General features: G+C 37.0%; 11 protein-coding genes. All 11 read right to left on the bottom strand.

Features of this window, described 5'->3' with window-relative positions:
- Nucleotides 1-4,381 (bottom strand): isopeptide-forming domain-containing fimbrial protein (locus tag QZ413_RS05870; protein ID WP_297077459.1); only part of this gene is annotated, 4,381 nt, incomplete at its 3' end.
- A gap of 2 nt (nucleotides 4,382-4,383) precedes the next feature.
- Complete coding sequence (locus tag QZ413_RS05865; protein WP_297077457.1) at nucleotides 4,384-5,007, bottom strand: hypothetical protein; 624 nt, start codon at nucleotides 5,005-5,007, stop codon at nucleotides 4,384-4,386.
- A 13-nt stretch (nucleotides 5,008-5,020) separates the two neighbouring features.
- Nucleotides 5,021-5,884: a BsaA family SipW-dependent biofilm matrix protein gene (locus QZ413_RS05860; RefSeq protein ID WP_297077455.1), complete on the bottom strand. Its 864-nt coding sequence runs from the start codon at nucleotides 5,882-5,884 to the stop codon at nucleotides 5,021-5,023.
- A 6-nt stretch (nucleotides 5,885-5,890) separates the two neighbouring features.
- The gene (locus tag QZ413_RS05855; RefSeq protein ID WP_297077453.1) at nucleotides 5,891-6,574 is read right to left on the bottom strand and encodes an LPXTG cell wall anchor domain-containing protein; all 684 of its coding nucleotides are present in this window, start codon (nucleotides 6,572-6,574) and stop codon (nucleotides 5,891-5,893) included.
- A 73-nt stretch (nucleotides 6,575-6,647) separates the two neighbouring features.
- Nucleotides 6,648-7,700 carry a BsaA family SipW-dependent biofilm matrix protein gene (locus QZ413_RS05850; RefSeq protein WP_297077451.1) on the bottom strand — a complete coding sequence of 351 codons (1,053 nt, stop codon included), beginning with the start codon at nucleotides 7,698-7,700 and terminating at the stop codon, nucleotides 6,648-6,650.
- A 29-nt stretch (nucleotides 7,701-7,729) separates the two neighbouring features.
- Nucleotides 7,730-8,311 carry a signal peptidase I gene (locus tag QZ413_RS05845; protein WP_297077449.1) on the bottom strand — a complete coding sequence of 194 codons (582 nt, stop codon included), beginning with the start codon at nucleotides 8,309-8,311 and terminating at the stop codon, nucleotides 7,730-7,732.
- Nucleotides 8,312-8,542: 231 nt separating this feature from the next.
- Nucleotides 8,543-8,947 carry a YbgA family protein gene (locus QZ413_RS05840; RefSeq protein ID WP_297077447.1) on the bottom strand — a complete coding sequence of 135 codons (405 nt, stop codon included), beginning with the start codon at nucleotides 8,945-8,947 and terminating at the stop codon, nucleotides 8,543-8,545.
- Between the two features lie 39 nt (nucleotides 8,948-8,986).
- A complete protein-coding gene (locus QZ413_RS05835; RefSeq protein ID WP_297077445.1) occupies nucleotides 8,987-9,733 on the bottom strand; it encodes an alpha/beta hydrolase in 747 nt (248 codons plus the stop codon).
- A gap of 13 nt (nucleotides 9,734-9,746) precedes the next feature.
- Complete coding sequence (locus QZ413_RS05830; protein ID WP_297077443.1) at nucleotides 9,747-10,298, bottom strand: TetR/AcrR family transcriptional regulator; 552 nt, start codon at nucleotides 10,296-10,298, stop codon at nucleotides 9,747-9,749.
- A complete protein-coding gene (locus QZ413_RS05825; RefSeq protein WP_297077440.1) occupies nucleotides 10,291-11,178 on the bottom strand; it encodes a phytoene/squalene synthase family protein in 888 nt (295 codons plus the stop codon). The genes QZ413_RS05830 and QZ413_RS05825 overlap by 8 nt, the downstream gene beginning before the upstream one ends.
- Nucleotides 11,168-12,655: an NAD(P)/FAD-dependent oxidoreductase gene (locus tag QZ413_RS05820; RefSeq protein ID WP_297077438.1), complete on the bottom strand. Its 1,488-nt coding sequence runs from the start codon at nucleotides 12,653-12,655 to the stop codon at nucleotides 11,168-11,170. The genes QZ413_RS05825 and QZ413_RS05820 overlap by 11 nt, the downstream gene beginning before the upstream one ends.
- Nucleotide 12,656 lies beyond the last annotated feature (1 nt).

Genomic DNA, 12,656 nt, shown 5'->3' with positions numbered 1-12,656 from the left:
CATCCGGACTGTCGATTGCGTAAGATTTGCTTGTCACAGAATAACTTTCAACGACTTGATTACTTGCCGTCGATAGATTCTTTAAGTTAAAATAACCTGTTTTTGGATAGACTAAACGATTATTTTGTGAAGTGGTAAAATACTCTTGTTTGATATTGAGTTTGACCGTTTTAGTTGGTTTTACGAGTTTAACGGTCGAATTGTCAGTATCTAGCTCGTGATCGACCCACTTATTATTTGCATCACGGCTACCCCGTTTATAAAACGTGGCTGTATTTACCTTTTGTACTTCGCCGCTATTTATTGCTGTAATCGTACTGTCATACTCGATCTTAACAGTTTCACCTGGTGCAATATCACTACCATTGATATGGATAATCAAAATATTGTTTTTCGTATCGAATTCATACGTATCGGTGTTGTTACGATTTTCAGTATTTGAAGTATCTTTGTCAAATTCAACTAATGCTTTACCATTCATCATAATATTGGTTGGCGTAGACATTCCGGTCGGCAACTTATCTTTAATATAAGAATTTTCTAAAATAGACGAATTCTCAGCATTTTTTGCATCGATCGTGTAATGCACTACATCGCCTGTAAAGGCTCCATTGGGTTTATTATTTTCTTTGACAATACTCCCTTTGAATAAGTTTACTGTTGACTCTGAATTAGCTAGGGAATGATTGTCTTGTGTAAATAATTCTGCCGTATTTACAAATGGCGATTGCACTTCATCAGACGTCACATAAGCTTTATAAGTAAGTGTTTGCTCGACATTAGGTTGAAGTACCGTATAATTTAAATTGATAATCAAATAGCCATTTTCGAGTTTCGCTGTATCACCATTAGCGAGTACTTTACCATTTAAAAGAATTGTTTTAGGTTCACTTAATCCTTCAGGTAACTTATCTTTGATATATGTATTACTTAAATTAATCAAAGAGGTATTTTTAAATTTCAACGTATACTCAATCGTATCATTTTTCACTCTAGTTTGATAAGCAGCGTCACTCTCACCTTTTTTCTGGGTAACTTTGACTACCCCCACTGGTTGATCATTGGTTTTGGTCAATTCGCCTTTGATGATCGGAAACTCAGATTTTGCAGTCTCTAGCTCATCTTTTTTTACGCTAAACAGTTTTGCTGTATTTTCTTTTTTCACGGCTTGTTTTTCTGCATCAGAAGACGTTGTACTTAAACTAGCTAGTGTCGTCGTGTATTTGATTTCAGCCGTTTTTCCAGGCGCAATACTCGCGCCTTGTAGATAAACCGTTAAAATCCCACTATCCCACGTATAGTAGTTATAGTTTAACGTTTGATCTTGGGCATTTTTTTGACTGATCAACACGTTATTTACCGTCACTTGTTTTGGTTTTGACATGTCTGTTGGGAATGTATCTTGAACGTACGCATCTTCTAAATTGGTGTAGGTCATATCATTTTTTACGCTCAACGTATAGGTAACATCTTGACCACGTACCGTTCCAGATGTTGCTTTGTCGTTCGTTTTAGTTAAACTTGCTTTAAATGCTTCAGCGACAATCGGAAAAGTGGAATCGGCTTTAGCCATCGATGTTGATTTAGAATTACGCCAATCAGCACTGTTTTTCTTTGTATCTCCCGTATTCCCCGCAGTAACTACACTTTCGTAAGTGATAACCGCTTGATCTCCAGGTTTAAATGTCGTGCCATTAAAATGGATCGTCAATCTTGTTTTATTATTATCCAAAGTATAATAGTTTGTCGTAGATCCACCAGTATTTGGAAGTTTTACTTTAGCATTATCTGAAGGGCTTGTTCCACTCGGAATGACTTGTAGATAGACATTTTGCGGCACTCCCATTCCCGTTGGCAGATCATCATAAATGAATGATCCTTTAATATCACCAGCAGAAGAGGCTAAATTATTTGCGGTCAATGTGTATGTTACCGTTTGTCCAACAATAGCACCGGTTTTGGCTTTATCATTTGTTTTTGTCAATGATGCCTGATATACCTGAATCTCTGACGAAGCATTTCCTAAAGTTTTATTATTAGGATCCTTAAATTCAACAGTATTCGTGTGCGTTCCTGGTTTGGAAGCTTGCGCTGAATACACGACTTTTACATTGGCATTTGGATTAAGCGTCGTTTTATTGAAATAAACCGTGAGTATCTGACTGGTGCTATTCCACTCATAATAATCACTTGTAGCAACATTCCCACCACTATTTTCAAGATCTGCTTTTGAACTGATCTTAGTTCCAGCAACACTGATGGTTGAGTCTTTAGTCAAAGCAACACCACTAGGTAATGTATCGACTAATTTGAACTTACTCAAAGCCACCGTCGATTCATTAGTCGCGGTGATCGTGTAATTCACCATACTATTGGCTAAAATCGGTGCGGTCGCATCATTTACTTTCGTCACGCTTCCTTTTGTATCGACGACATTGACCGTTGACTTGGCTTTCGCTAGTGAGGTGTCGTCTGAAAGTAAAAAGTCCGCATTATTGACTAACGGTGACACGACAGCTGTTGGATAAGTATCGTACGTCACCTTCATCACTTGTTTAGGTGCTATTGTTTTAAAATGGACCGTAAGTTTCTGTCCACTTAGTTCATAATAATTATCACCTGTTGTTTTCAGTGCTATGCCATTTAATTTAATATTGGTTGGGCTTGCTAAATTATTTGGCAATACATCGACCAATTTTGCGTTATTAAAAGTCGTGGCACTTGTGGTATTGGTCGCATTTAATGTATAAGTGACCGGTTGATTTAAAATCAATGCACTTGCTGCCGTATTGGTTTTCGTAAGTATTCCACTAGGTGGTTCGTTAATGCTAAAAGTAGAGCCTGCTTTGTCTAAAGTTTCACCAGTAGAACTCTTTAAAATAACTGTATTTTTTTTCTGTTCTCCCACTGTGCCCGTTTTTACTTTTAATTGATACGTAATTTTTACGGTTTCTTGAGGTTTGATTGCCGTTTTATTTAGTTTGACGCTTAAAGTATTATTCGTAGCACTATAACTATAGTAGTCATTACTCGTGCTACTTGTGGCAGATAATGCTGTCCCATTTAATTGAACGTTACTTGGGCTTCCGCTCAAACTGTTAGTGATATTTGACATTCCACTTGGCAAGGTATCTTGCATTTCAAATCCTTTGACATCATGATCAGAAGTATTGGTAACATTTAACGTATAGGTCACGATATTGTCTGGTGTACTCGAATTGACTACCACACCAGTATCTTTTTTATCATTGCTTTTTTTTATAGTTCCTGTATCAGGTTTTTTTTCGTAATAAAAAATAATATAGCGATGCGCTTTACCACTAGTATTTTGAGCACCTTCCCATGTGGTATCGGCAGAAACAGCCCTAGTTTCTGAAGTATAAACATCGTTTTTATCTCCTCTACCAAGTAATACTTGATAATTTTTATACGTGTACCCAGAAATGGGGATACTCGATGCACTAAGTGGCTCCATATACATCCCGGTATCCGTACCACCCGCTTCTTTTCGTTGTCCTAGAGTTTTGCTTGGACTAATATCTTGTTTTGGATTATTCACATCACGGTAGAGAATTTTGGTCATTTGGGGAACAGCGACTGAAGGATTCCCCGTGTACCCAATAGAACCTAATGTATTTTCTGTTCCTGAGTTAGCAGCCAGATAGTACAAATTGACTTTCATTGTTGCTGTAATAGTTTTATTTTGTGGACTGTCTTGTGAAAAATAAACCGACTGTAAATTAGAGGCTCCTCCTATTGCAGGAAGACTTGGAACAGCCGATTGATTTGGGTTTAAATAGATATTAAATGATGATTGTTTATCTGTTGCATAATTTGGAAAAACGGTTATTGACGGACCCGCGTTTATGCCTTTATTTCCTGGAATTGCTGAAGTATTCGTATCAAACGGCACATCGTAGAAAAAACCAGTTCCACTGTTTGATAAAAGCACGCTGTTTTTATATCTTGAGCTTTGCGCATAAAGTGTAGGGTCTTCCGCTCCTTTGACAGCAATCGCATTAAAACTATTACTGTAATAAGGAACTGTGTCTTTTGATAGCGATCTTATTGTAATTGTATTAATCTGTTGATACAAATTTTTACGACCTACTATAGACGTCAAGATTTGTTTAGAAGCAGGTTTTCCCTTTTTATCGAGATTCAAAAATTCTTGCTCAAAACTTATCGTTCCATCATTTTGCCAATTTGTAAAGCCTACGCCTAACTCTTTATCTGTATATTCATATAAGCCATCTGCATTTAATCCACGACTTGCTGATTCATCGACCGCTTGAATCGTCGCACCTTTTACCCCTAATCCAACCCCCATCAAGATCAAAAGAAGAAACAATGATTTAAGTGTTTTTTTGAATAAGTGCATGATTAGTTTCCTCCTTTGATCGAAAGTGAGTTGTATAGAGTATCTAACGCTTTTAAGTCTGTTTCAGTCGGTGTCACACCATGAAAATATGCATCGCGGTAATTAATCCCTGCTGCTGAGACCGTTTCACTCTTAACATTGATCGTTAAGTTCGCATTGTTATAGGTATCTGCTAAACTCGTTGGAATTTTGACTTTCGTAAATAATGGTGTTGTTGTTTCATTATAATCGACTACTTTTTTATAATAATAGAATCCATCTTCGCCTAATTGCCAATCATTTCCTATATCCATGACTAATTCTTGCCCGATATTTGCTGGTAAAAGAATCCCGTCTTGTGAGGTCATTTCTGGTAATACTAAAATGCGTACAAAAAATGGTGCGTGTTCTTCATTTTTGATCGTCACTTCTTTAGTATAGGTTTTTCCTGGTTCTACTGTTCCAGGCTTAGGAAAATCTTCTTTAATCGTTCCCTTTAACCCAGTAGCAACAAAACCGTTATCTCTGCTGTCTTTATCGGTAAATGAAGCGTATGTGTATCCACCGAAAATCCCAATGCCCATCAATAAAATAAAGAGGGAACTTGCGATGAGGATCATTTTGTTTTTTTGATTATGTAACTTCATCTTCTATTCCCTCCTAATTTAATTGTGCTTTGATTAATTTTCCGGCTTCACTATCTGTTGAGATCCCCCAGTTAGCGTAGATAGAATCGGTTGGATCATGTGCATCCATAAATACTTTGATCGTGTAGAGCGCATTTTTATACTTGTTTGGAAAGTTGTATGCTAACCTAACACTTTCTAATAAATCACTTGTTGTTTCTCCAGGTTGTAAAGGTTTTGAATAATAAAAATAACCTTTTTCATATAACCAGTAACCATTTTGCGTGTTTGCTTGCACAGTTGTCATTAGATTGTTAGTAAAATTAAGTTGAAAATATTTTAACTGTTGATACGTTTGACTACTATAAGCAAATTCATTACGGTCTAACGTTCGATCTGGATTATAAGTAAACATTTGTTGTTTACTAGGATCAGTCGAAGGAATCCAAGCATGATTGGCTAAGTAGTAATTACCATCATTAGCTAAATATGAATGTTGTTTGACCCATGTATCGGTATTTTTTTCATCGATGGGATTCGCAGTAGGCCCTTTAAGTTGTTCTAAATTCGCATTGCCAGACTGATCTTCGTAGTTGATTTTAAAATCAATTAAAAATTCATAAAGTGATAATCGTACAAATGAAGGCATTTCTCCTGCATTTTGAACCGAAACTTGTTTTGGTTTGGTTTGATTGGGTTGCCAGTCCACCACGGGTGCGAAGACTTCTGCAATTTGTGATTGAAAAACGGTACCTTGAAATTTGTTTTCCGTTTGATCTGACGAGACATACCACGCATACGTTCCAACGGTAAAGCTACTCGCACTAATAACTAATAAAAAAAGGAGGAGAACGACTTTTGGATAACGCTTGATTGACTGAACTAGTTTATCTTTCATCATTTCTCACACCTTTCTTTGTTGAGTACGTTTGCGAAGAATTAATAAAATCGCCCAAAGACCTAATAACAATAAACCGATCACCATGCCACTTTTTAGTTGTTCGTTGGTCATCGGTAGATTCCCAAACGGTTTATTCGTATTTCCACCTGTACTTGGTAGTGAAGATTTCTTTTTAATGGCAGAAAACGTCCAAACATTTTCCATCGTATTTTTGACTTCAAAATCTTTACTCGTATACTTTTCCGACAGCGAATACTCGACTTCAAAGATCCGTTTATCTCCTGAGGCAAATGTCCCGAGCGACAAAGGATTTTGTTGTAAATTTTGCGTATCATTGATTCCTGAAGCAGGCCCTTCGTAAACGACTTCCCCTTCATAGGTCAATTTCATTTGGATCGCTTTTGATAGATCTAAAATTCCCGATACTTTCGCTGGCGAGATCTGTAAAGTCAGTGAATACGGTACATCTTTTTCAGTATTTTGAATCGTTAGTTTTTTATACCAGCTTTTTCCAGGCATGACATCAGTCACATTGACGAAATATTCACCATTATTTTGTACCTTGATGCCTTCATTGTCTCCAATCAATAGACTCGAAGGTAATTCTTGCGCACGTGCTGTCGATAGCATAAAAAAGCAACTCGTCAAAAAGAGTAACGGAAGACATGAAAAAATGATTTTTCTCATCCACTCCTCCTCCTATTTCAAAATAAAGCTAGCACGCTGCTGCCTACTAGCTTTATTTCCAGTTAAATTTTAATTAATTAGCTAAGTCTTCTAAAGCAGTACGCAAGGTATCATTCGTTCCATTGACCCACTGATCACTTGATGGAGCTCCTTTACGCGCTTGGATACCGTCTGCATTGATTGTTAAATCATATTTGACCTTAGTATAGCTGTTATCCGCATTTTGGTTTAGCGTAACCGAATCAATCAATAATTCAGTTGTTTCTTGAGGTGCTAATTTACCAACATAGTAAAAATAGCCATCATCATCATTGTAGAACCATTTTCCTGTAGTAGGAGTTTTCGATAAATTAACAAAATGGATTTGAATATTTTCATCTGCATTTGATGTTACTGTAGCCGTGCCGTCATCCTGTACGGTAACGGTTGGTTTAGTTTTTAACCAATCCACGGTAACAGGTGTATCTGGTGTTAAATCTAAATATTCAAATTGTGGATTTGTTTGCAATATTACAGTATTTCCATCTTTACTGTAAGATCCGACTTTAGCATAATATTTGGTATTATTAGCTGGATTATTCCAATAAGAAGTATATTGTCCGTCTGCATTCACCAATACTCTTAGAGTGTATGTTCCTGCATAAGCACCACTAGCCACAGTAAATGAAGGAGCTCCGTCTTTAATTGTCGTGACTTCATTGCTATCTTTTGTCGTGTATTTTAGGCTTGTTGAAGGAATCTCAGTAAATCCATTTAGAGATCCACTATACGTATATAAATACACTTGGTCTGCATTTTTATTATTTAGTACACTGACATCAGTTGTTAATTTCCCATTAGGATCTTTTAATTTTGTTAATTTTCCAGATAGAGAAACGCGAGTGAATGAATCATATGTTCCACTATTTAACACACCCACCTTTTTCTCTACCGTTTGTCCTGGTTTCCAATCTGTTGGCGGTGTAAAGGTTTCGACTACTTCTACGTCATTTCCGGCTACGCCACCTTCAAATTTATTGACTGTTTGGTCATTACTTGTAAACCAAGCAAATGTTCCGACTAATACTCCGACTGCAGCGAGCGCAGTTGCAGCTGCAATCCACTTCTTCCGATTATTTTTCTTCATTTCTATTTCCTCCCAATCTTGATTTTTTCTTATGTTTCCTTTATTGAGGATGGATCTTTTGAAAATAATTGCGTTATTCCCCAAACTAGTGCTAAGACAGCCACTAGAACCATAAGCGATAATAATAAATGTCCACGAATAAACAATAGCCAACCACCGATCGCTGGGATGCGAAACACTTCTTTTCCCACAATCTTATCTGCGTTGATTGGTTGATCTGACGAGCGATTGGCGTCACCTTGTGTGGTCACTTGAATCTGACCATTTTCTTGAGGAGTCAGTTTAATGATCCGGTGTGTTAAAAAATTAGTTTCTTCACTTTGTCCATCGATTGGTGTCAAACGAAAGGTAACTACATCACCTACTTTTAACTTACCAGGATCGACCTCTTTAGTAATGACGATATCTCCAGAACGAAAACCACCCTCTTTCAATGTATTTCCTGGCGCAATCATCGAGTCCGTTAAAACACCAAATAATCGGTATCCTCCAACCGATCGGTCTTGTTGCTGCATAAAAGCAAATAAACCAGCACCAACTAAAAATAGAACGATTACTGTATAAAAAAAGATATTCCATATATAGTGTAGAATCTTGTTTTCTTGCTTCACTACATCACTTCCTTTTTTTGTGACAAAACATTCAATTTAAGGTTTAATTATTTTTAATCACTTCTAATAAAACGAAAGTTATTGAATCTTTTTCACAATATAGATAAAAAAACATGAATCAAACCATCTTTCATATCAACATCACTAGCAAATACTCCAAATAATTTCATTCATGTTAAATTCTTTAATTACACCCCAATTATAGCGAAATTCATAAAAAATTCAAACTTTTTAAGTCTTTTTTTCACATGTTTTTTCAAAAAGTTTGTTGTTGATTAAATAACGTTTTTTATATTTAACGGAAAGATCATGTAACCAATCAAAGATTAATATTGCCGGAATGGGATCTTCTTCAATCCACGTAAAAAACTGTGTTTTCTCCTCAACAGTTGCCTCTTTTTTAAAGTACCCCCAAACATGTAAACAGGTATTAATCGTACTTCCCCGAGTTGGCTTTAGAGTAGTACATTCTGCTAAAATCGCTTCATAGCGCAATTGTTTTGCTTCATTCCAATCGTTAAATTTAGCAAGTGTTCGAATTTCTTCGTAGGCTTTTTGCGAGTGCAGCATCACCCAATATTTATGATAGGCCCACGAACGTTGAAATGCTTTTAAGTGTTCTTTATCTTGTTCCATCTGATCACTCCTCAAAAAAAAACTTCTTAATCGAACAGATTAAGAAGTTTTTGGTAGAATATACTGCGCAATCCATTCCATAATATAGGTACTGATTTTAGTTTGTTGCATCGCATTAGAAATCGTTGCAGTATCATCCCCTTTTTGATCGCCATATGTTCCAAAACCAGCATGGTTTCCACCCTTTATTTCAACATAAGTTGTATCTTTAGGTAAATATTGCTTCGCTTCATCATATTTAGCCCAATTTAAAACTCCATCGTTTGAAGCTGTAATGGATAAAACCGGGAACGTTTCCTCTTTTAAACTACCTTTTTTATCTGGATAGCTCGCCAAAAAAATAACTCCAGCTACTTGACTTGCATGTTCTTTGGCAAAACGACTTGCCATTACACCACCTAATGAATGTCCCGCTAAAATAAATTTTTCGTCAGGATGTGCTTTGAGAATCGTATTCGCTGCGTCTGGTGCTAACACCGCCAAATCAAGCGGAACATTTAGCACATAAACATTGATTCCTGCCGCTGCCAGTTGCGATGCCCAGTTACTATAACTTGCTGTGGCCACAAAAGCACCCGGATAGAAAATGATACTCGTTGCACCTTTTTGTCCACTTGTATAAAGGTCATAGCTTTTGGTTGATGTAGCGACTTGACTTTGCTTTTGTGCTTCTACTGTTGCAGGATACCAACTCTTTTGGATAAAAACTGTACTGGCAATGACTACAACGAGTAGTACAAACACAACAATTCCAACAATTTTTTTCCAACGGGGCCACTTTTTCATTTCACTACTCCCTCTACTCTTTAATTTCTGTTGCCATAACACCATATAAAAATACCTGAACACTTTTAGCTAAATCGCTTTGTCGGTTCGGTGTCTCTAAATAAGCAGCAATCAAAATAAATAATTGACTGACAGCAAATGTCGGATCAATTTCTGATTTTAAATGAAATTCCGCTTGTTCAAATAACTCTATAAATGGTGTTTTATAAGAAGTCGTCCACAATCGGTATAGTTTCTGTGACATTTCTTTGGATAGAGAATGTTGGATATCATGCATCATCACAAAAAGATTAAATGGATGTTTTTGCTGTAGGAATAAAGCCATATGTAAGATTTTTTCTTCAGCTGATAGAGCTTCGTCATTCGCGATAATCCGCAACTGCGCTTCAACAGTTGCGGATAAACGCAACATCACATGATAATAGATATCTTCTTTTTTCTTAAAATGATAATACAACGTTGGTTGTGTCACACCTAATTTTTCGGTAATCTGCCTTGTGGACGTCGCTCGATAGCCTTGGACCATAAATAATTCTTCTGCTACATCTAAGATCTCTTCATACATTTGCCTCACCTGCTATCAGGCGCGCAACTTGTTTGGTCGCTTGTTGAAATAACTCCAACTTTCTAAATCGGCTGACCGATTGCCGTTTGGTTAACATTTGATACTGTTTATGACGAATCTCCATTAAAATCTCACGGTAGACTGTCGCAGCTAGATATAAAGGCTTTTGTGCCTTAGTTTCCAATAATGGCAGCATTTCAAATGATTCATCGTACAACCGTTCCGCTTCTTGTGCTAGAAATTCCCATAATTCCACTACTGCTTCTGTTGGTTCAGTTTTACCCAAGTCATATGGACAAACATCAAAGCGAAGCATATCTTCCATTGGTAAATAAATCCGTCCCATACGATAATCTTCACCAATATCACGTAAAATATTAGTGATTTGCATTGCTTCTCCTAATTTTTTAGCTGGTTCTTGGATTTTTTCAGGATACCGTGATAGCAATGGCAATAACATCAACCCGACGCTTCCTGCAACGTAATAAGCATACTCTTTTAACTCACCTAATGTTTTGGGTTGTCTGAATTCTAGATCTTTTGCTTGGCCTTCTAACATATCATAAAATGGTGCGATATCCATTGGGTAGTGTTGAAAAACCACCGCTAACGCTCTGAAAATCGGTTCGTTCGGAATATTTCCTTGCTCAAATGCAACTAATTTTTGATATAAGGCCTCTAGTTTTGCGCGATCTTTAGTTAAATCAACGATGTCATCTGCCTCTCTACAAAATGCATAGATCGCAAAAATACTTTGAGCTTGCTCTTTGGGTAATTTTGAAAAAGCAAAATAGAACGTTTTCGAATGATGCTTGATGATCTTCTCGCAAGCTAAAAAATCAGCTTGCTGAGAAGAAAATGTATATTGATTATTGATCATCTTTGACCAGCTCCTCTACTGCAAGTTTAGCACTTTGCATGACGATCGGCACTCCCGCTCCAGGATGGGTACTACTTCCGCAGAAATAAAGATTTTCTGCATAATCAAATTTGTTGTGTGGGCGATAGTAATTACTTTGTGACAAGATTGGCTTCAGTCCAAATGTCGCACCGTTATAGGCATTGAATTGTTGCTTGAATTTATCTGGTGTGTAATATTCTTCAAACACGATATGATCATTTAGATCTGTAAATTGCGTTTTCGTTTGGATCAACTCAACAATTTTATTGCGATACGTTTGAATCGCCTGATCTGACCAGTCATTATATTTTGACACTTCTGGTACTGGAATCAAGACATACAGGCCTTCCTTGCCTTCTGGTGCTAAATCTTTATCAAGTAAAGTTGGTCGATACAAATAAAATGAAGGATCTTCTGGAAGTACCCCGTCTTCAAACAAATCACTCACATTGCGTTCAAAATCTTCAGCAAAATAAATACTATGTAACGTCTCTCCTGGATAATGCTTATCTAAGCCAAGATACATCAAGAAGCAAGAACATGAGTACTCCATTTTATCGATTTTTTTGTTAGTATATTTTCCGCGTTTCTTTTCGTCAGGGATCAAATGCTTCATTGCATATGGAAAATCAGCTCCACACACGACAGCATCGGCTGCAATCATCTCTTGGCCAATACGGATTCCTTTGGCAGACTTTTGTTCGATGACGATTTCATCGACTGGTGTACCATAATGAGCTGTTCCACCTAATTCTTTAAACAATCGGTCTAATGATTTCGCTAAGGTATACATCCCACCTTTCATAAAATGCACCCCATAAAAGAGCTCGATCATCGGAATAATCGTATACAATGATGGACCTTGATACGGTGAAACACCGATATACAATGTCTGAAAGGCAAGCGATTTACGCAAGCGGTCATCTTTGACAAATTTAGAGATCGAAGAATAGGCATCGCTAAACGTACGCAAACGAACACCCGCCCACAATGATTTTGGATTATAAAAATCAAGCGGACCACGGAACGATTTCATAATAAAATGTTCTTTTGCAATCAAGTATCGTTTGTAGATATCCGCTAAAAAGGCAAAATAGCCTTGCGCATCTTCTTCTGAGATATCTTCTAACGTTTTTGTCAACGTCGTAAGGTCACTTGAAAATAGCAATGGGTCGTCGTTTGCAAAAAACAATTCTAGCATTGGATCGACTTTTTCCATTGGAATGTAGTCATCAGGATCTTTCCCGCAGACTTCAAACACCTCACGATAAATTTCGGGCATCATCACGATCGTTGGTCCTACGTCAAAACGAAAGCCATCTTTTTCGATTTGATTCATTTTTCCACCAGGCTTGACGTCTTTTTCATATAAATGAACATCATAACCCAGATTTTGTAAACGAACAGCTGCACTTAATCCTGCTACGCCTGCTCCAACCACTATAATTTTTTCCATG

It is taken from the genome of uncultured Enterococcus sp. (assembly GCF_913775425.1).
GTDB lineage: Bacteria > Bacillota > Bacilli > Lactobacillales > Enterococcaceae > Enterococcus_G.
The sequence above is the reverse complement of the archived record's forward strand: the minus strand, read 5'-3'. Positions and strand labels throughout refer to the sequence as shown.